Below are 25557 nucleotides of genomic sequence, written 5' to 3' on the forward strand. Positions count from 1 at the left end.
TGTGACATGGAACGTTGAGGAATTCGTGAACGCGGCGGGCGTGACCGTCGATGAGCTGGCCGCCTACGTCGACGAGAGCCAGCGGGGCGTGCCGCGCGTCGTCGGCCGCCGACCCCCCGGTGAGCTGGCCGAGCGGCTCGGGCTCGTCCGGTGGATCCGCGAGGGCGGGATGACCCCGGAGGGGTACCGGGAGTTCCTGCGCACCTACCTCGCCGAGGGCACGCGGCTGCACCATCCCGCCTACCTCGGGCATCAGGTCGCCACCCCCGACTTCCCCACGGCCCTCGCCGACTTCGTGCACGGCGCGCACAACAACCCGATGGCGATCTACGAGATGGGCGCCTCGGCGGCGACGGTCGAGTTCGAGGTCCTGCGCTGGATGCTCGGCAAGGTCGGCTTCGGCGAGGCGGGCGGCGGGGTGCTGACCCACGGGGGATCGCTGGCCAACCTCACCGCGCTGCTCGCCGCGCGGGCCGTGGCCGCTCCCGACGCGTGGACCGAGGGCGTTCCCGGCGACCTCGCGCTGCTCGCTCCGGCGTCGTCGCACTACTCGCTCACCCGCGCCGCCGCGATCCTCGGCCTGGGGGAGCGCGCGGTCATGCCGCTGGACGTGGACGGGCTCGGCAGGATCGACGTCGCCCGCCTGCCCGACGCCCTGGAACGGGTGCGCCGGGCGAGGCGGCGGCCGATGGCGCTGGTGGCGAACGCCTGCGCGACCGGGACCGGCCTCTACGACGACCTGCGCGGGATCGGGGAGTTCTGCGCCGCCAACGGCGTCTGGTTCCACGTGGACGGCGCCCACGGCGCCTCCGCGCTGCTGTCCGACGGGCACCGCCACCTGCTCGACGGGATCGAGCTCGCCGACTCGCTGATCTGGGACGCGCACAAGATGCTGCGCACCTCCAGCCTGGCCGCGGCGGTGCTGACCCGGCGCGAGGGCGACCTGGACGCGGCCTTCCGGCAGCGGGCCAGCTACCTGTTCTACGGGGAGCAGGGCTTCGACCTCATCGGCAGGACCGTGGAGTGCAGCAAGGCCGAGCTGGGCCTGAAGATATTCCTCAACCTGGCCTGGCGGGGCGAGCGGGGCCTGGGCGAGTACGTCGCGAGTCGCTACGCCACCGCGCACCGCTTCTGGGAACTGGCCCGCGAGCGGCCGGGCTTCGAGTGCCCGTACGAGCCGGAGAGCAACATCGTCTGCTTCCGGTACGGCACCGGCGACCAGGCGGACATCCGCGAGCGCCTGATGGAGGACGGGGCCTTCCAGCTGACCTCGGTCGAGGTCGGCGGGGTCCGCCACCTGCGGGCCACCGTGATGGCCCCCGCCACGGACGACAAGACGCTGGAGGCGCTGCTCGACCGCATCGCCGGACCGGAGGTCGTGGCCGGTCCCCGCTGAGCCCCCACCGGGCCTCAGCGGATCCCGGAGTCCGGGTGGGCGGCGTCCCAGCGGCGGCGCGACTCGGCGATGCCGTCGCGGTGCTCGGCCGACCAGTCGACGAGGGTCCGCAACAGGTGGGTGAGGCTGTGCCCGGACGGGGTCAGCTCGTAGTCGACCTGCGGCGGGACGACGGGGTGGACGGTCCTGGAGATCAGGCCGTCGCGCTCCAGGCGGCGCACGGTCAGGGTGAGCATCCGCTGCGAGATGCCGGGCAAGGCCCGCTGGAGCTCGCGGAACCGGCGCACCCCCTGGGCCAGTTCCACGACCACCAGCACCGACCACTTGTCGCCGATCCGGTCGAGGACCTCACGGATGCCGCAGTCCTCGCCTCCGCAGGAGACGACCGGCTCCGTGGTTACCGCGGTGTGCCCCACTGACATCGAAGTGCCTCCTTATGCCACGTGTCCTGACTGTCGATGATGGACCCGGTTACCGAAGAGAACCACTCACACGGGGGAGATTCCATGATTCTCATGACGGGGGCGACGGGCGCACTGGGGCGGCTCGTCGCCGTTCGGCTGGCCGGGCGGGACGACGTGGTGATCGGCAGCCGCACCCCGGAGGCGGTCCCCGCCGGTACACCGGCCCGCCTGGTCGACTTCGACGACCCCGCCTCGCTGGCGGAGGGCCTCGCCGGGGTGGACACGCTGCTGCTGATCTCCGCGGGCTACGGCGAGGACGACGTGGTGATCGCCAGGCACGGCGCGGCGATCGAGGCGGCGGAGAAGGCCGGGGTCTCGCACATCGTCTACACCGGCCTCAGCGCCGCCGGGGACCACCTGGCCTACGCGCTCGCCCACCGCTGGACCGAGCACAGGCTCCGCGAGGGGGCCGCGAACTGGACGGTCCTGCGCAACGGCCTCTACGCCGAGCTGCTGGCGACGCTCGCGCCCGCCGTGGACGGCAGGATCACCGCGCCGCTGGGAGCGGGACGGCTGGCCGCGGTGGCCCGCGAGGACCTGGCCGACGTGGCCGCCCTGGTGGTGACCGACGCCTCCGCGCACGCGGGCCGGACCTACGAGCTGGTCGGGGAGGAGGCGGTCGGCGGCGCGGAGCTGGCCGCGGCCCTCACCGGGGCCACGGGAGGCACCGTCTCGTACGAGCCCGGCACCCTCGCCGGGGCCCGCGAGGCGTTCACCTCCCTCGGCCTGGCGTCCTTCCAGGTCCCGATGCTGGTGAGCACCTACTCCTCGATCGCGAACGGGTTCATGGACGCGACGGGCGGCGACCTGCGGGCTCTGCTCGGCAGGGCTCCCCGGTCCGCCCTGGAGGTCATCGCCGCAGGACTTCGCGAACAGGGGTGAACAGGGGTGAACAAGGGGCAGAGCGCTCGGCGGCCGCGCCGGCCGCGCCGGCCGAGGGGCCCCCTGCCCGGCCGCGGAGAGGGCAGGGGGCCCGTGTGATCAGTTGTCGGTGCAGAACATGTGGATACGGCAGTTCGTGACGCGGCCCGCCTCGACGGCGGTCGGCTCGCGCTCCTGAAGACCCTGAAGGTCCTGAACGTCGAACGACATCGATTTCACCTCCTCGCCGATCTCGTGGCCGCGCCGGGCGCGGACCGCTTCTCCTTCCGCCGCCCCGGAGCGGGCGGCGAGCCTGGGACGGGAGGACGCCAGGCGTCCCCCACGACGTCGTCGAGCATCCACGGGCGCGCGTGCCGGTGGCGCAGCCGGACGAGGAAGGCGACGATCCCGGCCGTGCCGCCGAGGAACGTCGGGACGACCTTCGAGAAGGGGTCCGGCACGAGCAGCCTGCCGGAGCGGGTCACGGCTCTGGCCTCCAGGCACCCGGCCAGGTCCCCGGCCCAGCGCAGGTACCGGTCGTCGCCCGTGAACCCGGCCATGTCGAGGAGGAACTCGCCGTCGCCGGGCAGGCCGTGGCACGGCACCGCCCCCGACTGCCAGCGGGTCCTGTGCACCGCGACCGCCGCCTGACCGGCGAGCCGCAGGGCGTCCGGGTCGCCGGTGGCGCGCCAGTACCGGACGAGGAAGGAGCCGACCCCCGACGAGCCGCTGCACCAGTGCGGCCGGCGCGGCAGGACCGTCCGCGGATCCCCCGCGAGGGCCGGCCACCAGGCGGTGTCGCCGTCGACGTCGGCGTGCTCGTACAGGGCGCGGGCGACCTCGCGCACGGTCGCCATCCACTCCGGGCGGCCGAGGGTGACGGCGGCGTAGAGCAGCGCCGTGCCGACCCCGGCGATCCCGTGCGCGAAGCCGAGATGGTCGGCGCCCGCGAGACCGGAGTCGAACGACTCCGGCGTCGGCCACCGCGGGTGCCCCGTCCGGTAGGACCGCGCGCCGTGCAGGTTCTCGAACGTCTCCACGGCCCGCCTGCGGAGCACGGGGTCGCCCGAGCGCAGGGCGAGGCGCAGCACCGTCATGCCGGACCCGGCCAGCCCGTGCGTCACGTCGGGACTCGGGTGGTCCACCGGGAGCCGGGCCGCCGCCCGCAGCGCGAACTCCCGCATTTTGTCGTCGCCCGCGGCCTCCGCCGCGTCGTGAAGGGCCCAGACGGCTCCTGCGCGCCCGAAGTACAGGCCGGGGGGCCAGACGTCCTCGTCGGAGAGACGGCGGCGGAGCCACCCGGCCGCGGCGACCGCCGCGCCTCTTGCGCCGGCCGTGTCGTCTGTGACGGCGTTGTCTGTGACGGCGTTGTCTGTGACGGCGTTGTCCGTGACGGCGTTGTCCGTGATGGCGTTGTCGGTGACGGCCGCGCGGGAGGCGAGCGTCAGGACGGCCAGGATGCCCGGTACGCCCCCGTTCACCGAGCACGGGTCCGCCTCGGCCCCGCCGGCCCCGGCGACCGCGTTGGGCCACGGCGACGGGCTGTCCCGCCGGGGGTCCATGGTCTCCACCAGCCGCGCCAGCCCGTCCGCCACCAGGAGGTCCGCCCGTCGCGCCCCGCCCGCCCTCGCGCCCGCGAGGACGGGGCCGGTCTTCCCCGTCTCCCGCGCCGTCGCGAGGTCGGCGGCGGGAGCCGCGGCGAGGGAGCCGGGGAGGCCGGTGGAGGAGGCCGCCGGGGCGAGCGCGTCCAGATACCTCGCGCAGCGGTTCAGCGACCAGCGCTCCTCCGGCTCGGTGACCAGTCCCTCCACCAGCGGGCGGAGGAGGGCGAGGGTGGGGTTGGCCGCGGACACCGCGGCGACGTGGTCGAGGAGGCGCCGGCCGCGGGCCGGGCCCGTCGTGCCGTCCTCGGGGAGTTCCAGCCCGGCGCCGGTCGCGAGGAAGTACGCCAGCCCGCCGAGGCCGAACAGGTCGGCCGTCTCTCCCGGCGCCGGCCGGAGCTCACCGGTGTGCGGCACCAGTTCCGGAGCGAGGTAGCCGGGGGTTCCACCGATCATGACGATGTCGCCAGGCACCGTCGCGTACTCCAGGTCGACGAGCCGGAGGTCACCGCCGGGCAGGAGCATCACGTTGTCCGGCGAGAGGTCACGGAAGACGTGGCCGAGGTCGTGGACGGCCCGCAGCGCGTCGACGAGGCGCCGCAGGATCGGCCGGACCTCGGCGGCGCCGTTCCCGAAGCCGTCGTGCCCGAGGGGCCCGGCGTTCCCCTCGGACCAGCGCCGCAGCGTCGTCCCCGGCACGCGTTCCTCGACGAGGAACGCGTGCCCGCCCTGTTCGAAGAAGTCGACCACGGCCGGGACGACCCCGCTGGACGCCAGGGCCTCCATCCGGGACCTCTCCGTCGCCAGCCGGTCGCGCGCGTCCCGGCCCCCGAGATCGGACGAGGCGTGCGGCCGGCCCTCCTTGATCACGACTTCGGCGCCGCTCTCGGTGTCCTCCGCGATGTACACGCCGCCCCTGTTGGCGTGTCGCACCGCCTCGCGGACCACGAAACGGCCGTTCAGCATCACGGCGCGCCGTTCCGGCCTCTCGGGGGCGCTGGACGTGGTGAAGGGTGAGACGGCGAAGGAGGGCGGCGAGAACCGCGGCAGCCGCTCGTCATGGATCGTCGTCCCCTCCGGCGTGCGGAGCCGGACCTCGTAGAAACCGTCGTTGCCGAGCACCCGGTGCCCGCCGAAGGCGCCGTAGCGGTAGTGGACGATCCCGCCGGGCCGGTAGGGGCGGTCCGACAGGATCGCCGGGCCGGGAAGCCCCCGGGTGGCCTCGTCGAGCAGCGGCGCCAGCCGGGCCGCCTCGGCGCCGCCCGCAGGGTAGGCGGTGACGAACTTCCCCGCCTGGGCGCGGGCGCAGTGGGGGGCGAGCAGCTCCCAGTAGTCGCCCAGCCGCGCGGGGAACTTGAAGGCGCATCCCTCGGCGGCCAGCACTCGCACAACCCGGGAAAGCACGATCGGAGCGGAGAGCATCGTCGCGGAGACGTGGAGTTTCCAGCCCTGCGCGGGCATCGCGTATCCGCCGGGAACGACCAGGCACCAGAATTCCCCCTCGGTGACCGACCAGTCGCGGGCCGGGACCCGTCCGATCTCGGCGATCGCGATGTCACGCAGGAGGGCGCTGTCGCCCGGTGGGCTTTTCACGGGAGCTCATCCTTCGGCTGTCGCGGTTCGACGTCATGCGGGAATCGGTCCGACGTCGAACGGGAAACGCGTCACATGGGAAATGCGTCACACGGGTGGGAGGGACGCGGGGAGCGCGTGAGGTGTTCACGCCCGGGAGCCGCGCCGATGGCGTGGATCCCGCCGGGGCGCGGCCGCCGCCGTCGCTCCCGTCACCGGGACCGCGTCGTGGTGATCGCGCATATGTGAGATCGGCGGAGCCGCCGCATTCTTTTCCGCCTGCCGGCGCTGGCAATACGAAAACACGGTGGATACGGGTGTGCCATGTAAAAGTACGCACTTCTCGTCCGGCACGTGGATCCGCCGAGTATTCAATGCGCTTATTTCATATTCCCATATATTGATTCCGGTCCGCCGTGGAGTGCTTCACCTGGACGTCCGGGGGGAATCGAGCGAGGCCCGCCCCCGGATGCGCGGGTGTCGTTCCCGGGCTCGGGAGACTCCTCCTGATATAGCGTCGCGTCCATGACCGAACTCGACGGCCGCCTGCGCGCGGTGTGCGACCTCGCCGTCTCCGGCGTCCGGGAAATGGCCGGGCGGCACGAGTACGACGGCCTGATCCAGGACCTGTCGCCCGAGGGGGTGCGCGCCGGGCTGGCCGCGCTGGGCCGGGGACCGCTGCCCGCCGACCCGTACGACGCGGCGCACCTGCAGATCTTCGAGGAGGCCGCCCGGGTGCAGCTCGGCGAGCTGGAGCTGCACCGCCGCAGCCCGCTGGAGCACCTGGGCAGCCTCGACCTGGCCACCTACGACCGCGAGTACGCCCCCGAGGCCGAGCGGCACGCCGCCAAGCTCGCGCACCTGGCCCGCTGGCCCGAGGCGGTGGACAACGCGGTCGCCTCGCTCGACCTGCTCAGCGCCCCCGTCGCGACCGCCCTGCTCGGCGCGGTGCGCGGCCTGGCCTCCGGGGTGCCCGGGGACGCCGAGGAGAGCGTGCGCGAGGCCGCGTTCAGGGCGCACGCCCGGCTGGTGGAGCACGTCGAGAAGGCCGCGCACACCGGCGACCCGGACGCCTCTCTCGGCGCCGGGGGGCTCGCCAGGCTGATGGGCGCGGGCGACGGCCTCCCGGTCGACCTGGGACGGCTCGCCGAGCGCGCCGACGCAGAGCGTGACCGCCTGATGGCCCGGCTGGCGGAGTCGTGCGCCGCGCTGGGGTTCGCCGGACGGCCGCCGCTGGAGGTCGCGCGCGAACTCGTCAGGCAGCACCCCGGCCCCGACGGCGTGATCGAGGCGGCCAGGATCGGCACCGAGAGGGCGATCGCCTTCACCAGGGAGAAGGACCTGGTGCCCTACCACGACGGGGAGTGCCGGGTCGGCATCGCGCCCGAGTCGCGCCGGTGGGCGATGGCCATGATGAGCTGGTCGGCGCCCGGCGAGCCCGACGGCCCCTCCTGGTACCACGTCACCCCGCCCGACCCCTCGTGGCCCGAGCGCGACGCCGAGGAGTGGCTGGAGGTCTTCAGCGAGACCACGCTTCCCGCGATCAACGTGCACGAGGTCGCCCCCGGGCACTTCTCCCACGGCCGCGCCCTGCGCCACGTCCGCTCCGACGTGCGGCGGACGCTGATGTCGCTGGCCTTCGCGGAGGGCTGGGCCCACTACGCGGAGGAGCTCTGCGTCGAGGAGGGCTTCGCCCCCGACGACCCGCGTTTCGAGATCGGCGTGTGGCTGGAGGCGCTCATCAGGGTGACCCGGCTGGCCTGCGCGATCGGCGTGCACTCCGGCGCGATGACCGTCGAGGAGGGCGCCCGCCGCTTCGCCGCCGACACCCACCTCGCCGGCCCCGCCGCGCTCTCGGAGGCCGCGCGGGCCACCTTCGACCCCACCTACGGCCGCTACACCTGGGGCAAGCTGGAGATCCTCGACCTCCGCGACCGCGCCAGGGCCGAATGGGGCCCCGGCTTCGGCCTCAACCGCTTCCACACCGCCATGCTCGGCCTCGGTTCCCCGCCCCTCGGCCTGCTCGGCCACGCCCTTCAGGCCCGTCCCGACGCCCGATAGCCCCATCCGACCTCATCGAGCGTGGCCGGTCGGTTCGAGCAGGGTCTCGCTCAGGATCCGGGCCAGCCAGTCTTGGCACTCGCGCACGGTCCGGACCGCGATGGCGACGCTGGCCTTTTTCGCTCTCCTGGTCGCCCAGGTGGCCGACAGGGGAGCCGGCGAGACCGCCGGCGCGCACCCGGCCGCACAGCCTGTCCAGATCTCCGGTTGATACGGCGGTACGGCGATCACGGTCCGGGACGGGCTCAGCGGTCGACGGCCGTGGCGCCGCCGTCGACGACCAGGTGGGTGCCGGTGATGAAGGACGCCTCGTCGCTCAGCAGGAACCGTACGGCCGCCGCGATCTCGGCGGGCCGGCCCAGGCGGCCGAAGAGCGACCTGCGGGAGAAGGACTCCAGATAGCCCGCGTCACCGCCCGTGGCGGCGGTGAGCAGCGGGGTGTCGACGTAGCCGGGGCAGACGGCGTTGACCCGGATCGGGGCCAGCTCGTGGGCCATCGAGCGGGTCAGGCCGAGCATGCCCGCCTTGGACGAGCAGTAGGCCGGGATGAAGGCCTGCCCGACCAGGCCCTCGATCGAGGAGATGCCGACGATCGCGGAACCCTCCTGGCCGCGCAGGTCCTCCAGCAGCGCCTTGACCAGCAGGGCGTGGGCGCGCAGGTTGACGTTGAGCACCGCGTTCCACGAGGCCTCGGTCAGGTCGCCGAGGGCCATGGGGGCCGCGATCCCGGCCGCGTGCACGAGGCCGCCGATCGAGGTGAGGGCGTCGCGGCCGGTGGCGATCGCCGCGGGGAAGGCCGAGGAGTCGGTGACGTCGACGGGGACGGCGATCGCGGCGACGCCGTGCACGGCGGCGAGCGAGGCGGTCTCCTTGGCGCCCGCCTCGTCCAGGTCCCAGACCGCCACCGGGCGCCCGGCCTCGGCGAGCGCCAGCGCGCAGGCCCGGCCGATCCCCGACGCCCCTCCGGTGACGACGACTCCGGTGCCGGTCATCGGTTACCTCCTCGACTGGTGGAGGGCCTCACGTTAGCCTCAAGCCCGATCGGTCGCCAGGTACGGCGGTTTCGCGGCCGACCGGTCGCCGGGCAGGGCGGTTTCAGAGCGGTTTCGCGGCCGACCGGTCGCCGGGCAGGGCGGTTTCAGAGCGGTTTCGCGGCCGACCGGTCGCCGGGCAGGATGGCTCTGTGGCCGGGCGGGCGGCGGGTACGGCGCGAACCGGAGGCGGCGCGAGGTGTGAACCGCCGGTCCGGAGGTAACACGATGCGTGAACCACGATGCTGGAGGAAGCGCCATGCGTGAACTGTCGGGCAAGATCGCGGTCGTCACGGGGGCGGGCAGCGGGATCGGGAGGGCACTCGCGCTGGGACTGGCCGCGGAGGGGATGTCCCTCATGCTCGCCGACGTCGATCCGGGAGACCTCGCGGAGACCGCCTCGCTGGTCGAGGGGAGCGCGGCGAGGGGAAGCGCGGCGGAGGGCAGGATCCTCGGGGGCAAGGTGCTCACCGAGATCACCGACGTCTCCGACCCGGTGGCCGTGGATCACCTCGCCGACCGTACGTTCGGCGAGCTGGGCGCGGTCCACGTCCTGTGCAACAACGCGGGGGTCTTCCAGGGCGGCCGGATGTGGACGCGGGAGCCGGAGGACTTCGCCTGGATGCTCGGGGTGAACCTGTGGGGCGTGCTCCACGGGATCCGGGCCTTCGTGCCCCGCATGATCGACCAGGACACCGAGGGCCACATCCTCAACACCGTCTCCGCCGCGGGACTGTTCGCCGTCCCCTACCTCGGCCCCTACACGGTCTCGAAGTACGCCGCGCTCGCCGCCTCGCAGTCCCTCGCCCAGGACCTCGCGACGGCCGGTTCCAAGCTCCGGGTGAGCGCGCTGTGCCCCGGCGGGGTGCGCACCGGCCTCAACCGCTCCAGCCGCCACCGGCCGGAGAACCACGTGGCCGCCGAGCGCACCGAGGACGAGGCGGTCTCCTCCGCGATCATCGACGGCCTGGTGGAGGGGGGCATCGACCCGGCCGAGGTGGCGCTCGCCGCGGTGGCCGCCATCCGCGAGGAGCGTTTCCTGGTCCTCACCCACCCCGGCCACGCGGACGCCCTGCGCGAGCAGACCGAGGCCCTGATCTCGGGCGCGCTGCCCTCGTTTCCCGGCTACGACCAGGCGCGCTGACGGGCGCCGATAGACTGGGGCCACCGCTCTGTTCCTTTTGGGGGTCTTGGTGTCTGAGTTCGACACGGTCCTGGTCGTCGACTTCGGCGCGCAGTACGCGCAGCTGATCGCGCGAAGGGTGCGTGAATGCCACGTCTACTCCGAGATCGTCCCCTCGACGATGCCGGTCGAGGAGATGATGGCCAAGAAGCCCAAGGCGATCATCCTGTCCGGCGGCCCCTCGTCGGTGTACGCCGAGGGCGCCCCCGCCGCCCCCGCGGGCCTGTTCCAGACCGGTGTGCCGACCTTCGGCATCTGCTACGGCTTCCAGATCATGGCCCAGGAGCTCGGCGGGGAGGTGGCCAGGACCGGCACCGCCGAGTACGGCGGCACCCACCTCGACGTCGGGCAGCAGGGCGTGCTCTTCGCGGGGCTGCCCGCCACGCAGTCGGTCTGGATGTCCCACGGCGACAGCGTCTCCGCCGCCCCCGAGGGCTTCACCGTCACCGCCGCGACCGCCGAGACGCCCGTCGCCGCCTTCGAGCACCCCGATCGGGGCCTGTACGGCGTCCAGTTCCACCCCGAGGTCCTGCACTCCGAGCACGGCCAGGCCGTACTGAAGCACTTCCTCGACGCCGCGGGCTGCCGCCCCTCCTGGACGATGCTCAACATCGTCGAGGACGCGGTCGAGGCGATCCGCGCCCAGATCGGCCCCGAGGGCCGCGCCATCTGCGGCCTGTCCGGGGGAGTCGACTCCGCGGTGGCCGCCGCCATGGTCCAGCGGGCCATCGGTGACCGGCTGACCTGCGTCTTCGTCGACCACGGGCTGCTGCGCAAGGGCGAGGCCGAGCAGGTCGAGCGCGACTTCGTGGCCGTCACCGGCGTCAAGCTCCGCGTGGTCGACGCCCAGGAGCGCTTCCTGAAGGCGCTCGACGGGGTCACCGACCCCGAGGAGAAGCGCAAGATCATCGGCCGTGAGTTCATCAGGGTCTTCGAGGACGAGCAGCGCGCCATCATCGCCGACGGCCCCGTCGACTTCCTCGTCCAGGGCACCCTTTACCCGGACGTGGTCGAGTCGGGCGGCGGCACCGGCACCGCCAACATCAAGTCCCACCACAACGTCGGCGGCCTCCCCGACGATCTCCAGTTCTCGCTGGTGGAGCCGCTCCGCGCGCTGTTCAAGGACGAGGTGCGCCGGGCCGGTGAGGAGCTGGGCCTGCCCGCCGCCATGGTCTGGCGCCAGCCGTTCCCCGGCCCCGGGCTGGGCATCCGCATCGTCGGCGCGGTCAGCCGCGAGCGCCTGGAGATCCTCCGCGAGGCCGACGCCATCGCCCGCGAGGAGCTCTCCCGCGCCGGTCTCGACCGGGAGATCTGGCAGTGCCCGGTCGTCCTGCTCGCCGACGTCCGTTCGGTGGGCGTCCAGGGCGACGGCCGCACCTACGGCCACCCGGTCGTGCTGCGCCCGGTCTCCAGCGAGGACGCCATGACCGCCGACTGGTCGCGCGTCCCGTACGACGTGCTCGCCCGCATCTCCACCCGCATCACCAACGAGGTCCGCGAGGTCAACAGGGTGGTGCTCGACGTGACCAGCAAGCCCCCGGGCACCATCGAGTGGGAGTAGGCGCCCCGGGAGGCGGGGGCGGGGGCGTCCCGGGATCCCGCGGGAGGTCGCGACCGGAGAGCGAGCCGCCCGAGGATGAGCCACGGGGGTGAGCCGCGAGGGCCGAACCGCGGAAGCGATCCGCGAGAAGTGATCCGCGGGGGCGGGTCGCTCAGGCCGGTTGGCGCCGACAGCGCGGTTTCGCGAGGTGCCGGGCGGTAAGTTGGGGCGGGTGTCCTCCACCACCCCCATCGGCATCCCCGGCGGCGCAGACTCCCCCCCGACCTCCGGCGCCCGCCTGGCGTGGCTCGACGCGCTGCGCGGCATCGGCGCGGTCGCCGTGTTGCTGGAGCACCTGCTGCCCTGGTTCATGCCCGCGCTGAGACCGTACTGGTTCAACCTCGGGATGTACGGCGTCCTGGTGTTCTTCCTGGTCAGCGGCTACATCATCCCGGTCTCGCTGGAGAGGCGCGGTGACGTCAGGGCCTTCTGGATCAGCCGCGTGTTCCGGCTCTACCCGATCTACCTGCTGGTCGCGGCGGCCGTCCTGGTCATGGCGATCTGGATGCCCGTCCGCGAGCAGGTGCCCAGGGATCTGTCGTCGGTGTCCGCGCACGCCACGATGCTGCTGGACGTGGTGCACCTGGGCGGCCTGGCCGACACCATGTGGACGCTCTCCTACGAGATGGTCTTCTACCTGGTCGTCACCGCGCTGTTCGTCGGCGGGGCGCACCGCGCGAGCGGGACCTACGCGGTGGGCTTCGGCGCCGTCGCGGTCGTGGCGGGGCTGCTGCTGACGGGACCGCTGCTGCAGGGGCCCTGGCCCGCGTACGTGTCCGGCGTGGTGTTCTTCGCGGGCCTGGCGTGCCTGATCGGCGGCCGGTTCCGGAAGGCCGCCGCGTACGTCCTCGGCGCGATGGCGCTGGTGCTGCTGATCTTCTCGGGCTTCGTGCCGTGGCTGGGGGCGGCGATCCTCGCGGTGATGTTCGCCGGGACCGCGATCCGCCGCTGGGAGCAGGGCACGGGCGGGCTCTGGCCGGTGGCGGCGGCGACCGTGCTGGTGGCACTGGCCCCGGTCTGGTCGGAGCAGGCGGGCTGGTGGTGGGTGCGACCGGGGCCGTGGTTCGCGACCATGGCGCTGGCCGGGGTGACGTTCGCGGTCGCGATGGCCCTGCGCGAGCGCCGGCTGCCCCGGTTCCTCGTCTGGCTGGGCCTGGTCAGCTACTCGATCTACCTGCTGCACCACCCGCTGCTGCGGCTCATGCACGCCGTCGTCGGCGACGTACGGGACGCGGGGCAGGTGGTGCAGCTGTCACTGTCGGCAGCGTTCGTGCTGGTGGTGCTCGGCCTGAGCCTGCTCACCCACCGCTACGTCGAGCTTCCCATGCAGCGGCTGGGCAGGCGGCTGGCCCGCGGGCCGGGCGCCTCCCCAGCCGCTTCCTCCCGTGAGGCTGCGGCTCAGAGGCCGTCCTCGGGGGACTGGGCGTAGGTGTCCGGGTCGCCGGTCGGCGAATCGGAGGACAGGTCCTCGTCCTTCTCGGAGCCGACCGGGTAGACGTCCCCGGCCTTGGCGGTCTTGGCGCCGCGCAGCGAGGAGACCGCCACCACGTGGTATCCCTGCTTCTGCAGGGCGGCCAGCAGCTTCGGCATCACCGTGACGGTCTGCAGCACCCAGTCGTGCATGAGGATGACCCCGTCACGCTTGGCGTTCTTGAGCACCTCGTCGTAGATGGCCTTCTCGTTCTTGGTCGCCCAGTCCCGCGAGCCGCCGTTCCACAGGACGATCGGCATGCCCATCTCGGCGGCGATCGCCGCGACCCGCCCGTCGAACTCGCCGTAGGGCGGGCGAATCGTCGTCGGGTACTTCCCGGTGGACTTCTTGACGATGTCCTGGGTCTTGGTCAGCTCCTCGCGGATCTTGTCTTCCGACAGTTCCCGCAGGTGAGGGTGGCTGTAGCTGTGGTTACCGATGTCATGGCCCTCGGTGACCATCCGCTTGGCGAACGCGGGGCGGGACTTCACGTACTGGCCCTCGAGGAAGAACGTCGCCTTGGACTTGTACTTCTTGAAGGTGTCGAGCAGCTTGTCCGCGTACTTGCCGGGGCCGTCGTCGAAGGTGAGCGCGATGCACTTCACCTTCGCGCAGTCCACGGGCACGGGCTTCGGCGTGGGCGTGGCCTTGGGAGCGGGCTTGGCCTTGCCCGCCGTCGTGGCCGTCGTTTTGGGCTGGTCCGCACTCCACGCGGTGGTCGGGATGGCAATCATGGCCAGCGCGCAGGATGCGGCCAGCAACATTCGGACAGGAGACTTCATGAGGGGAGCTCCGGGTCAAATCGACGTCGGTCGAGTGGGCATCCTATCGAGGTGTCTGATGCCTTCCGGGACTGAAGTGTCACAATGTGCTGTGAGAGATCCGCTCTCCCGTGATCGGGCCACGGTGTCGCGCGTGCTGCCGTGCTCCGCGCAAACTTGACGTTTCCCCAGGTCATGGGTGCGTATAACGGGCCGGGCCGACCTCGTGCGTGCCCGATGATGGGCATCGGCCCCCTGCCGGAGCACGCTGGGAAAACCATGATGATCAGTACGGTGAGCCCGAAACCGGTCAAGGAGGAGCGGGGGGAGACCGGCGGGGCGCCGGCCCGCGACCGGTGGTTCACCCTCGCCTGTTACGCGACCGCCCAGCTCGCGCTGCTCGGCTGGTGGCTCGCCTTCCATCCGGGACTGATGAGTCCCGACTCCGTCACCTACGTCGCGCACGTCACGACGGGTCCCTGGGTGGCCGGGCAGTCGGTCGCCTACGACGCCCTGCTCGGGCTCTCCCTGAGGGTGACCGGCGACCTGTCCCCGGTCACCCTCCTGCAGACGGCGGCGATGGCCGCCGCGCTGGCCCACCTCGCGGGCGCGATCCGGTCGCTGGGGGTACGGGGGCGCCCGCTGCTCGTGGCGGTGGGGTGCGCGGCGCTGTCGCCGCCGCTCGGCGCCTTCACGGTGTCGATGTGGAAGGACGTGCCGTTCACCGTGTGCGCCGTACTGGCCGCGGGCACCGCCGTGCGGCTCGCGGCCCGGGGCGGGCGCGGGGGCGGCGGGTGGGCCTGGGACCCGCGCTTCGCCGCCCTCGGGGCGGAACTGCTCGGGCTGGGGCTCTTCCGCAACAACGGCTTCCTCGTGGCGTCGATCGCCGCCGCCCTGCTGGTCGCGCTCCTGCCCGGCCGCCCGGGGGCGCGCCGGTGGGTCGCGGCGCTGGCGGCCGGAGCGGTGGCGGCGCCCCTGCTCCTGCTGGGCGTCGGCTACCCGGCGATGGGCATCGCGCCGCCGTCCCGCTCGTTCGCCTACCAGACGGTGTTCGGCGACCTCGCCGTGGCGTACGGCCGGAGACCCCGGCTCTTCGACCACGAGCAGCGGGCGCTCTTGGCGGGGATCGCCCCGCTCGACGCCTGGCGTCGGGGGGCGACCTGCCAGACCATGGCGGGCGTCTTCTTCGACCCCGGGTTCGGCCACGCGCGGGCCGAGCGGCGGATCTCCGACGTCCTGGAGCTCTGGCGGGACCTGCTGGTCCGCGCCCCCGGCATGATGCTGAGCACCCGGGTCTGCCGCGCCGCGCTCGCCTGGCAGGTCGCTTCCACGTCGGACGAACCCGGCGGTGAGCTCTACCGCTTCTCGCTGAGGGATCCCCGGCTCCCCGAAGGCTGGCAGGGCACCCCGGCGGCCTCGGTGATGCGGCAGCGGCCGATCTCCGCCGGACTGCTGGCCGCCGGGCTGTTCGCGCTGGACGCGAGCACGGTCAGGCAGCTCGAATGGCTGCTCTGGCGGGCGCCCTTCTGGTGTTACCTCGCCTACGCCGCCGCCGCGCTCGTGTGGTGGCGGACGGGGAGCCGGGCGGCGCTCGCCGGGGCGGCCGTGGTCGCGGGGCAGCAGATCGGGGTGATCCTCACCAACACCGCGCCGGACTTCCGGTTCATGGTGTCACCGATCTTCGTCGGGGTCCTGTTCGTCCCGCTGCTCCTGCGGGAGGCGGGGGCCCTGGCACCCCGTCGATGAGCGGGGTCGATGAGCGGGCCCCGGAGCCCGCCCGTCAGCGGTCGAGCTCGTCGAACAGCGCCTCCCACCGGTCCAGGACGCGGGGCAGCCGGTACTCCCTCATCCGTTCCCTGCCCCTGGCCCCCATCCTCCGGCGCAGCTCGGCGTCGGACATGAGGCGCTCCAGCGCGGCGGCGAAGCTCCCGGTGTTGCCCGGCTCGGTGAGCATGCCGTTGTCCCCGTCCTCGACCAGGGTCCTCACCCCCGCCGAGGCGTCGCAGGCCACGGCGGGCAGGCCGCAGGCCGCGCCCTCGGCGAGGACCAGCCCCCACCCCTCGAAGTCGCTGCTCAGGGTGACGATGGAGGCGTCCAGGTACTCGGCCTCGACGTTCTCGACCTGCCCGCGGAAGACGATCCGGTCGCCGAGCCCCGTCTGCGCGGCCTGCGCCTCCAGGACCGCCCGGAGCGGCCCGTCGCCGATGATGTGCAGCTCCCACGGCTCGGCGACGGCCGGGGCCGCGGCGGCGAAGGCGTCGATCAGCAGGTCGATCCGCTTCACCCTGACCAGCCGGCCCGCCGAGACGATCCGCGGGTTGCGCAGCGGGGCAGCCTGCTCGGGGAAGACGCTGACCGGGTTCAGCATGGTCCCGCAGTTGGCGAGCCGGTGTCCGGTGAAGGACGCGGCGTAGTCGTCGCAGAGGAACAGCGCCTTGTCGAGGTGCGCGTAGTGCTTCTTGATCAGCCTGAGGTTCGGGGAGTCCACCGCCTCGGCGTACGACTGGTGGTACTGGCCGACCTTGGCGATGTGCGGCATGGGCAGGTCGGCGATCCAGTGGGCGGCCCAGGGCGAGGCGATGACCATGTAGCCGTCGCCGGTCCGGTCCGTCAGCCGCAGCAGCTTCCGCCGGGCGGCGGCGACCTCCTCCGGGGTCCTTCTCTGCCTGGCCCTGCGCCACGGGAGCGAACGGGTGGTGGACTCGGGGGCGGGCGTGTCGTACAGCGTGGTGTGCCGGTAGACGGGGTCGGCGACGTAGGTCTGCGGCTGCCGGGAGGGGTTGATGCTGATCAGGGTGACCTTGTGCCCGCGCGAGCCGAGGCCCTGGGCGAGGGTGTGGATGACCCGCTGGGACCCGCCCATCGAGTCGCCGTCGGTGCTGAGGAAGAAGACATTGCGCGATCTCACCGCGTGACCTCCGGGAAGAAGCGATCTCACTGTGCGGCCTTCGGGAAGAAGCGATCTCACCGCGTGACCTCCGGGAAGAACGCGTCCACGACCCTGCCGCTCGCCTGCCCGTCGTCGAGGCCGCACCAGCGGTCGCGGAACTCCGCGTAGCGCCGCCCGTACCGCTCGGTGATCTCGGCGAGCCCGTCCAGTGCCCCGGCCAGCTCTCCGGGGTCGCGCAGCAGCGGCCCGGGGGCGACCTCGGCCAGGTCGAAGCAGACGCCCCGCTGGGTGGAGGCGTAGCGCTCGTAGTCGTCGACGTAGTAGAGGATCGGCCTGCCGAGGCAGGCGTAGTCGAACATGATCGAGGAGTAGTCCGTCACGAGCACGTCCGAGGCGAGCATCAGGTCGTTGACCTCGGGGAACGCCGAGGCGTCCCGGACGAGCCAGCCGAGCGGGTCGGGCACCGCGAAACGGTCGTACTGGTGGGCGCGGACGAGGATCACCCAGTCCGGGGGCAGCACGCCGGCGAGGGCCGGCAGGTCGAGCCGGATCGAGTCGCCGCTGAAGCGCCTGCTGTCGCGGTAGGTGGGCGCGTAGAGGATCACCCGCTTTCCCGCGGGGATCTCGAAGAACTCCCTGACCCGCCGCGCCCGCTCGCGCTGCGCCGGTTCCATGTGCCGTACCAGCACGTCGGTACGCGGGTAGCCGGCGTGCAGCAGCTCGCCCCTGAACCCGCTGGCCTCCGCGAAGTCGCGGCGGAAGTCGGGGCCCGGCGTGAGCAGCACGTCCCAGCGCGCCACCGCCTCGGCGTACTTCCTGGCCAGGGACGGCTGCGCCCGGTGCCGGGGCTCGTCCAGCCCCATCTTCTTGAGCACCTGACCGTGCCAGGTCTGCAGGTAGCGGGTGCTCTTACGCTTGCGGTAGCAGTAGGGGAGGTTGTGGCTGTCCACCCAGTGCCCGGCGCGCGCCAGGGTCCAGGCGTAGCGGAAGGTGTCGCGGCGGACGAGGTCGACGTCCTCGGGGAAGCGTTCGGGGACGTCCGCGTGGGACCAGACCGCCCGCAGGCCCGTGGCGCGCCGCTGCAGCTCCTCGTGGACGTAGCGCGGGTTGCCGGTGTAGCCGGTGCCCTCGGCCGACTCGAACAGCACCAGGCGGCGGTTCACCGGCACCGTCGCGCTGACCAGCCGGTAGAAGCGGCCCAGGTTGCGGGGGGTGGCGAGGCCGGCAAGCAGGTCCCGCCAGAGGTCCGCCACCTTCGGGAGACGCCGCCCGGACGCGGGGCCGAGCCTGCGCGCCGTGAGGCGGAACGGGATGTCGGCCGAGGCCTCGAGGACCAGGCGGCCCGAGCCCGCCGGACCCACCGGACCCACAGTGCCCACGGAGGTGAACGACAGCCCCGGGATCGCGAGGAGGGGCCTGAGGTTCCGCCGCTCGCCCTCGTGGAGCGAGATCGTGACCGCCTGCGGCCTGACGGCGTTGTCCGGCCAGTCCAGGTCGGGCAGGGAGATCGTCACCGTCCCCTCCAGGATGCCCGTCCCCTCGGGGGCGGCTCCCGGCATCGGCGGGATTCTCGGTCTCTCCGGCTCCTCCGGGTCCCACTGTCCTTCGAGGCCCCTCGGGGCCCGTTCCTCCGGTTCGCCCGGCGCCTCGATCACGACGGGTGCCATCTGGACGGGGATCGAGGTGATCGCCCTCTTCCTTCCGCCGATGCGGAGCCACGCGGTCAGCGTGCGGCCGTCGAGCACCCGGCCCGGGTCGTAGGTCCGCAGGCGCAACCGGATCTGGTCCCTCGACGCCTGCAGGTCGACGAGCTCGTGCCGGAGCAGCGCGCCGGACAGCGGCTGCTCCGCCAGGTGCAGCTCGGTGACGTCCAGCTCGCTCCGTCCCTGCTCGCCTCCGGGGAGCGTCGCCCCCCAGAACACCCGCTCGCCGTCCGCGGTGACCGCCCGGGGCGGGACCGAGTGCCTGCCCCCCAGCTCGACGGCGGCGAGGGCCGCCTCCGCTCCGCGCCGCTCGCGGACGAGCTGGACGCACACCCGCTCCGCCCGGGTCAGCCGCCCGATCGCGGCGGGGTCGAGCGTGTCCACGTACGGGATGACGATGTCGGCGAACTCGGAGATCCACGCCGGGTCGCGCTGGGGCAGGTCGCCCAGGTAGAGGCGGAGGTCGTGGGAGAGGAAGCGGAAGTCCTTGTCCTCCTTGAGGTCGAGGGAGTGGGTGTTCGCGAGGACGCGGTCGCTCAGGACGGCGGCGGCGACGCGCTGGCGCACGTTCTCCAGCTCGTGCCGCCGGGACGAGATCGACCTGGTGGCGGGTGTGGCGGCGAGCAGCCAGCGGTAGACCGGCCACGGCACGATGGCGAACAGCTTGCTGCGGCAGAACAGCTCCGTCGACCAGACGATGTCCTCGTGGTGGATGTCCTCGGGGAAGCGGATGCCGGTGACGTCGAGGAAGGTCCGCCGGTACAGCTTGTTGGTCGCCAGGCAGTTGAAGAGCAGTTCGGGCTCCGCGCGGATGCCGTCCACGACCCGCCGTTCCGCGAACAGCTGGGGGTACCAGAGGGTGACGGCGCCGGTCGCCTCGTCGACGCGCTCCACGGTGCCCATGACGAAGTCGGCACCGGTCGCCTCCGCCTCCAGCAGGAGGCTCTTGCAGGCGTGCCTGGGCAGCTCGTCGTCGCTGTCGAGGAACATCAGGAAGGGTGCGCGCGAGGCGTCCATGCCCGCGTTGCGCGGCGCGCCGCAGCCGCCGCTGTTGGCGGGCAGCCGTACGTAGCGGACCCGGCCGTCCTCCTCGGTGAGCGCCTTGGCCACCGCGGGGGTGTCGTCGCCGGAACAGTCGTCCACGATGATCACTTCGAGGTTCTTGAGCGTCTGGCTGAGCACGGAGCGCACGGCCCGGGGTAACCGGGCCGCGTCGTTGTAGGTGATGACGACGACGCTGACGTCCGGGGCCGTGTATCGCTGTGTTGTCATGCGCGCAACTCCAAGGCGGCTGGGAGGAGAGCCTTGACCTGCGGTGGCTCAGGCCCGGTGGGCGCGAGCCAGGCAAGGCGTCATGGGATCGCTGGTGTTGGTCGGGGTGGGAGAGGGGGCGTCAGGCCGAGGCGGGCGCGTCCGGGAGGAGGACGGGGGCGTCACGGCCGGTGGCGCTCGCGGCCCGCTTCCGGTCCGCGCGCTCCTCGTGGTACTCCGCGTCGACGTTGACGTCCCAGACGTCGTGCCGGGCTCCGTCGACGATGTTCTCCACGGTCAGCATCGCGGTGAGCATGGAGTGGTCCTGGTTGTTGTACCGGTGCATGCCGTTGCGGCCGACCGGGTGGATCTCCGGCCACTCCACGTCGAGATACTTCCTGAGCACCTCGACGTTGCCGGCGTAACCGGCGTCGTAGACCGGGTAGGCCTTCGGCATCCGCACCACGTATCCCCGCTGGACCGAGCCGGGGGTCACCAGGCCCAGCTGCTCCAGCTCCCGGGTGCCGAACGCGACGAGGTCGTCGTCCGGGGCGCGCCACAGGTCGTCGCCCTCGTTGACGAAGTACTCCAGGCCGAGACAGGTCCGCCCGGCCTGCACCAGGTACGGCGACCAGGAACCGTAGTTCTGCACCCGGCCGAGGCGGACCTCGGGGGAGTGGATGTAGACCCAGTTGTCGGGGAAGGAGAACCGCTCGGGGACGACCAGCGCGACGGTGAGGAAGTCGCGGTGTCTCAGTCCCGCGGCGGCCTCGGCGACGGCGTCGGGCACGTCCGGCCCGAACGCGCGGATCAGGGCGTCGAGCGGCATCGAGGAGATGAGGTCGTCGCAGTACACCTCGCGGGTGGCGCTCCCGCCGTCCGGGTGAGTCGCACCGCCCTCGTCCTGGCGGACGGTGACGGCCAGGCGGCCCCGGTGGCGGCGGATGCGCTCGACCCGGGTGCCGAGGTGCACGGTGGAACCCCGCTCGCGGACCCGGTCGGCGCAGGCCTCCCACATCATGCCCGGTCCCAGCTTGGGATAGCGGAACTCCTCGATGAGGCTCGTGACCTCCTTGCGGTTCCTCCCGGGGGTCAGCGCGTCGGCGATGGCCCTGCCCAGGGAGAGGTTCCTGATCCGCTGCGCGGCCCAGTCGGCCTGGATGCTCGCGGCGGGAACGCCCCACACCTTCTCGGTGTAGGTCTTGAAGAAGATCCCGTAGAGTCGCCGGCCGAACCTGGCCGCGACCCAGCCCTCGAAGGTCGACTGGTCGGCGGGCGGCCTGATCCGGGCCCAGGCGTACGAGCCGACGCACCGCAGGGATTCGAGGACACCGAGATTGAGCAGGGCGTTGGACGCCTTGAGCGGGTAGTCGTAGAAACGGCCCTTGTAGTGGATGCGGCTCATTCTCGGTCGGAGCAGGAAGTCGTCCTCGCCGAGGATCTCGTTCCAGAAGTCCTCCACCCGCGACACCTTCGTGAAGAAGCGGTGCCCGCCGATGTCGAAGCGCCAGCCGTCGCGTTCCTCCGTCCGGCTGATCCCGCCGACCACGCGGTCGGCCTCGAAGACCTCGCAGGGGTGTCCTCGCCGGGCCAGCTCGTAGGCCGCGGTGAGCCCGGCGGGCCCCGCTCCCACGACCACTGTTGAATCCATGCGCTTCCCCCCGCGAATGCCGTTTCCCGCGATCTCGCCCGTCTCGGTCACACGATCGTGTCGGACGGCCAGGGGGGACCGAGGGGTCATCACGTCTTACTAGGACGTGTGCATTCCCAGCCTTGACCTGGGCTTGGGGAAGGCGTTGCCGCGTCACGGGCGGGCCGCCCGCGGGAGATGCACGGGAGATGGTCAAGTCTCGGTCAGCTCACTCCATCGCGGTCATGTTTCGGGTTCGCCCGGCCTGTCGCGAAGACCATGCTGCTGACGTGACGTCTACGTCGCGCTCATGGCCGCCAGGTTGTGTCGACGGGCACACGGGCTCCTTCCGCCGCTTTCCGGCGACCGCTGGGCCCTCCGCCGCGCGCCCGTGACGTCTTCCACGATGAGTGGATCTTCACCTGTGTGCCGTGTCCGGCGTTCACGCCGATGGACCGGACTGTGAGCTTTCGACTACCGGAGGACCGATCGTGGCCCCAGTGAGCATCATCGTGCCCATCTACGACGTGGAACCGTACCTTGAGGCGTGTCTGGAGTCGTTGGTCGCGCAGACCTGGAGTGACATCGAGGTCGTCATGGTGGACGACGGCTCTCCCGACTCCAGCGCGGAGATCGCCGGGGCCTTCGCCGAGCGTGACGACCGGTTCCGGTTGATCCGGCAGGAGAACGGGGGCATCGGCACCGCGCGCAACACCGGGATAAGGCACGCCACCGGTGATTTCCTCGCCTTCTTGGACAGTGACGACATGCTCCCGCTGACGGCCGTCGAGACGATGGTGTGCAGCCTGCGGGAGAGCGGGTCCGATTTCGTCACGGGCAACGTCCTCCGCTTCAGCGGGCAGGGGGTGCGCCAGTCGGCGATGCACAAGGTGATCTTCGCCCGCTCCGCCAGGCGGACCCACGTGACCGGTGACGAGATCCTGCTCAAGGACCGGCTGGTCACGAACAAGCTGTGGCGCCGCTCCTTCTGGGACGAGCAGGGACTGAGCTTTCCCGAGGGGGTCCTGTGGGAGGACATCGCCGTCTCCCTGCCCGCCCACTTCATGGCCGGGGCGGTGGACGTGCTGTCCACCCCGGTCTACCTGTGGCGGGAACGTGAGGGGGAGAGCGTCTCGATCACGCAGAACCGGGGGCACGTCAAGGGGATCGAGGACCGGTTCGCCGCCGTCAACTCGGTGCGGAGCTTCCTCACCGGCACCGGGCGGGCCCAGCACCTGAAGGCATGGGACCGGATGGTCCTCGACAGCGACCTGCCGAACTTCCTGCAGGTGCTGGACCAGGCGGGGGAGGAGTTCCGCGACCGTTTCCTCGACCTGGCGTGCGCCTATCTCGACCAGGCGGGGCCGAAGGTCCTCTCGCTCATCCCCGCGCAGCGCCGGGCGAAGTGGGCTCTCGTACGGGAACGCCGGATCGACGACCTCCTCCAGCTGCTGGAGTGGGACAGGACGGTCAAGCCGACCGCCCGCGTCGTCGGCGGCGGCCTGCGCGGGTACCACCTCAACAGCCCCGTGCAGGTCGAGCGGCCGATCACGCGGATGCGCGAGGAACTGGACCTGCGGCAGCGGGTGGACAGCCTGGACTGGAAGGACGACAAGCTGGTCGTCGAGGGCCGGGTCTCGCTGCGCTACCTGCGCCCCCGCAGGCGGATCCAGCAGCACGTCCTCGCCTGGCTGGTCCCCGAGGGTCCCGAGGGTCCCGAGGGTCACAGCCGCAGGGTCCGGCTCCCGGTCACGATCCGGCGCGGCCTGTCGCTGGTCGACACCGGACCGCGCAGGCGCAAGGACTGGTGCGGGTTCCGGCTGGCCGTCGACCCGGCCGCGCTTCCGGCCGGATCGACCTGGCGGATCGACCTGTGCGTGCTGTCCCGGGGCCTGCTGCGCAGGGGCAGGCTGTCCCAGCCGAGCCCGGCCGCGCGGCGGCTGGAGTTCACCGAGCGCGAGTCGGGGACCGTGGCGTGGACGGAGTGGACGCCCGCCGAGGAGTTCAGGCTCCGGGTGGAGCGACCGGGCGGGCGGGTCACCGGCCACCGGGTGGCCGAGGGCAGGCTGCGGATCAGCGGTCGCTGTGACGGCGACTTCGGCGAACTCGGCGCCGCGCCGACGCTGCGGCTGACCCGGCCGCAGGGCGGCCGCGACCGGCGCTACCCGATGACCGTGACGGACGGCGCCTTCGAGACGGTGATCGACCTCGACGAGGTGCTGTCCGAGCGCTGGCCGGGCCTCGACCCGGCCGGCCTGGAGATGAGCGCGCTCAACCCGGGCGCCGAATGGCACTTCGAGGTCCTCCCGGGGAACCCGGAGCGTCCGGGACCCTCGGAGAACCCGGAACGCTCGGAGAACCGGGGTCAGGCCCGGCCGCTGCTCGTCGGCCGCGACGTGGAGCGCGGCCTCTACCGGCTCCGCGGCCGCGACGTGGTGCTGGACCGGTCGCAGGCGGGCGGGCTCGTGCTGCGCGAGCAGCGGCCGACGTTCTACGTCGAGCGGGTGGAGTGGACCGACCTGGGCCACCTCAAGGTGACCGGGGCCCCGATGCGCCCGATCGACGGCCCGGCGTGGCTGGTCGTCACCTCGCGCAACCGGCTCAGCGAACGGCTCTTCCCGCTCGACGGCGGCAGCGCCACGGTGACGCCCGAGGGGAGCGACACGCTCGGCGGCCGGCTGCCGCTGCCGGCGGGCACCCACGGCTTCGCGATCCGTACCGGCACCGGCGACATGCGGGTGGAGTTCCGGCTGTCCGCGCCGCTGGAGCACATCTCCGCCACCCGCACCTTCACCTTCGACACCGACCTGATGGACGAGGCCGTCTTCACCGTGAGCGACGACCTGCGCGCCTCGGGCAGGCCGAAGCAGCAGCGGCTGCTGCGCGAGGACTTCTACCCCGCGAGGTGCCGGGAGCCGCTGCGGCCCGCCGTCCTCTTCGACAGCTACGGCGGCAGGCAGTTCTCCGACAGCCCGAAGGCGATCTACGAGGAGCTCGTGCGGCGGGGGACCGACCTGGAGTTCATGTGGATCGTCAGGGACGGGCAGGTGGAGCTGCCCGAGGGGGTGACGCCGGTCCGGCGGTACGGACGGGAGTTCTTCGACGCCCTGGCCCGCTGCCAGTACATCGTGACCAACAGTCACCTGCCCTCCTGGTTCGAGCGCAGGGAGGGCCAGACGGTGCTGCAGACCTGGCGCGGCACCCCGCTGAAGCGCATCGGCTTCGACGTCGAGAAGGTGCCGTTCACCCGGTCCGACCACCACGAGCGGCTGGCCAGGGCCGTCGCCAGATGGAGTCACCTGATCTCGCCGAGTCCCTGGTGCACCTCGGTCCTGGACAGCGCCCTGCGGTTCGAGGGGGAGGTCCTGGAGATCGGCTCTCCCCGCGACGACCTGCTGCGCCGCGCCGGAGCCGCCACGCGGACCCGGGAGATCCGGGAGCGGCTCGGCCTGCCCGAGGGCAGGAAGGTCGTCCTGTACGCCCCGACCTGGCGCGACGACAAGTTCTACAGCAAGGGGCGCTACCGGCTCGACCTGCGGCTGGACCTGCGGCACCTGGACGAGGAGCTGGGTGAGGACCACGTGCTCATGATCCGCAAGCATCCGAGCGTCACCGACAGGCTGCCCAGGGTCGGCACGGACTTCGTCCTCGACGTCTCGGCGTATCCGGACATCCAGGAGCTGTACCTGGTGGCGGACATGCTGATCACGGACTACTCGTCGGCGATGTTCGACTTCGCGGTGACCGGTAAGCCGATGCTGTTCTACACCTACGACCTGGAGCGCTACCGCGACGAGGTGCGCGGCTTCTACTTCGACTTCGAGGCCGAGGCCCCCGGGCCGCTGCTGCGCACGACCGAGGAGGTCGCGGCGGCCGTACGGGACGCCGACGAGGTGCACGCCAAGTACCGGAAGCTGTACGACGCCTTCACCGCCAGGTTCTGCCCGCTGGAGGACGGCGGCGCGTCGGCCAGGGTCGTGGACCGGATCTTCCGGTGACCGCCCGCCTCGCCAGGGCGAGGTGACCGTCCGCCTCGCCAGGGCGAGGTGACCGCCCACCCCGCGAGGGCGAGGTGACCGCCC

The 25557-nt window shown here is 72.3% G+C and carries 15 protein-coding genes; 8 read left to right on the forward strand and 7 right to left on the reverse strand.

The features are described from left to right. The first annotated feature begins 1 nt into the window (after position 1). Positions 2 to 1396 (forward strand): pyridoxal-dependent decarboxylase, encoded by a 1395-nt coding sequence (locus tag AB0F88_RS07680; protein ID WP_362678570.1) that lies wholly within the window; start codon positions 2 to 4, stop codon positions 1394 to 1396. 14 nt (positions 1397 to 1410) lie between these two features. Here AB0F88_RS07680 and AB0F88_RS07685 read toward each other — a convergent pair whose 3' ends face one another. Next, entirely contained in the window at positions 1411 to 1818 is a 408-nt protein-coding gene (locus AB0F88_RS07685; RefSeq protein ID WP_362678573.1) for a helix-turn-helix domain-containing protein, read from the reverse strand. Between the two features lie 84 nt (positions 1819 to 1902). Here AB0F88_RS07685 and AB0F88_RS07690 point away from each other — a divergent pair, with 84 nt between their 5' ends. Then, positions 1903 to 2742 (forward strand): NAD(P)H-binding protein, encoded by an 840-nt coding sequence (locus AB0F88_RS07690; RefSeq protein ID WP_362678576.1) that lies wholly within the window; start codon positions 1903 to 1905, stop codon positions 2740 to 2742. 215 nt (positions 2743 to 2957) lie between these two features. Here the strand turns inward: AB0F88_RS07690 and lanL are convergent, their stop codons facing one another. After that, positions 2958 to 5915, reverse strand: a complete 2958-nt coding sequence (lanL, locus tag AB0F88_RS07695) for a class IV lanthionine synthetase LanL (RefSeq protein ID WP_362678579.1) — start codon at positions 5913 to 5915, stop codon at positions 2958 to 2960. Positions 5916 to 6419: 504 nt separating this feature from the next. Between lanL and AB0F88_RS07700 the strand changes: the two genes are divergently transcribed. Next, a complete protein-coding gene (locus tag AB0F88_RS07700) occupies positions 6420 to 7955 on the forward strand; it encodes a DUF885 family protein (RefSeq protein WP_362678582.1) in 1536 nt (511 codons plus the stop codon). Between the two features lie 245 nt (positions 7956 to 8200). Here AB0F88_RS07700 and AB0F88_RS07705 read toward each other — a convergent pair whose 3' ends face one another. Then, positions 8201 to 8947 (reverse strand): SDR family oxidoreductase, encoded by a 747-nt coding sequence (locus AB0F88_RS07705; RefSeq protein ID WP_362678585.1) that lies wholly within the window; start codon positions 8945 to 8947, stop codon positions 8201 to 8203. 298 nt (positions 8948 to 9245) lie between these two features. Here AB0F88_RS07705 and AB0F88_RS07710 point away from each other — a divergent pair, with 298 nt between their 5' ends. The 3 genes from AB0F88_RS07710 to AB0F88_RS07720 all read left to right on the forward strand — a co-directional run bounded on the left by AB0F88_RS07710 (position 9246) and on the right by AB0F88_RS07720 (position 13198). After that, the gene (locus tag AB0F88_RS07710; RefSeq protein ID WP_362678589.1) at positions 9246 to 10130 is read left to right on the forward strand and encodes an SDR family NAD(P)-dependent oxidoreductase; all 885 of its coding nucleotides are present in this window, start codon (positions 9246 to 9248) and stop codon (positions 10128 to 10130) included. 49 nt (positions 10131 to 10179) lie between these two features. Beyond that, positions 10180 to 11730 (forward strand): glutamine-hydrolyzing GMP synthase, encoded by a 1551-nt coding sequence (guaA, locus tag AB0F88_RS07715; RefSeq protein ID WP_362678592.1) that lies wholly within the window; start codon positions 10180 to 10182, stop codon positions 11728 to 11730. Positions 11731 to 11941: 211 nt separating this feature from the next. Further along, positions 11942 to 13198, forward strand: coding sequence for an acyltransferase (locus AB0F88_RS07720; protein ID WP_362678595.1), 1257 nt, complete (start codon positions 11942 to 11944; stop codon positions 13196 to 13198). Here the strand turns inward: AB0F88_RS07720 and AB0F88_RS07725 are convergent. Beyond that, complete coding sequence (locus AB0F88_RS07725) at positions 13168 to 14004, reverse strand: polysaccharide deacetylase family protein (protein ID WP_362678598.1); 837 nt, start codon at positions 14002 to 14004, stop codon at positions 13168 to 13170. The two genes, AB0F88_RS07720 and AB0F88_RS07725, sit on opposite strands and share 31 nt — an antisense overlap. A 291-nt stretch (positions 14005 to 14295) precedes the next feature. Between AB0F88_RS07725 and AB0F88_RS07730 the strand changes: the two genes are divergently transcribed. Next, on the forward strand, positions 14296 to 15747 hold the full coding sequence (locus AB0F88_RS07730) for a hypothetical protein (protein WP_362678601.1): 1452 nt from the start codon (positions 14296 to 14298) through the stop codon (positions 15745 to 15747). A gap of 34 nt (positions 15748 to 15781) precedes the next feature. Here the strand turns inward: AB0F88_RS07730 and AB0F88_RS07735 are convergent, their stop codons facing one another. The 3 genes from AB0F88_RS07735 to AB0F88_RS07745 form a co-directional block, all read right to left on the reverse strand. After that, the gene (locus tag AB0F88_RS07735) at positions 15782 to 16909 is read right to left on the reverse strand and encodes a glycosyltransferase (protein ID WP_362678604.1); all 1128 of its coding nucleotides are present in this window, start codon (positions 16907 to 16909) and stop codon (positions 15782 to 15784) included. Between the two features lie 56 nt (positions 16910 to 16965). Further along, positions 16966 to 19866 carry a bifunctional glycosyltransferase family 2 protein/CDP-glycerol:glycerophosphate glycerophosphotransferase gene (locus tag AB0F88_RS07740; RefSeq protein ID WP_362678607.1) on the reverse strand — a complete coding sequence of 967 codons (2901 nt, stop codon included), beginning with the start codon at positions 19864 to 19866 and terminating at the stop codon, positions 16966 to 16968. Between the two features lie 121 nt (positions 19867 to 19987). Further along, positions 19988 to 21496 carry an NAD(P)/FAD-dependent oxidoreductase gene (locus AB0F88_RS07745; protein WP_362678610.1) on the reverse strand — a complete coding sequence of 503 codons (1509 nt, stop codon included), beginning with the start codon at positions 21494 to 21496 and terminating at the stop codon, positions 19988 to 19990. Positions 21497 to 21975: 479 nt separating this feature from the next. Between AB0F88_RS07745 and AB0F88_RS07750 the strand changes: the two genes are divergently transcribed. Then, the gene (locus tag AB0F88_RS07750) at positions 21976 to 25473 is read left to right on the forward strand and encodes a bifunctional glycosyltransferase family 2 protein/CDP-glycerol:glycerophosphate glycerophosphotransferase (protein ID WP_362678613.1); all 3498 of its coding nucleotides are present in this window, start codon (positions 21976 to 21978) and stop codon (positions 25471 to 25473) included. The last annotated feature ends 84 nt before the right edge of the window (positions 25474 to 25557 follow it).

It is taken from the genome of Streptosporangium sp. NPDC023963 (assembly GCF_040639135.1).
Lineage (GTDB): Bacteria > Actinomycetota > Actinomycetes > Streptosporangiales > Streptosporangiaceae > Streptosporangium.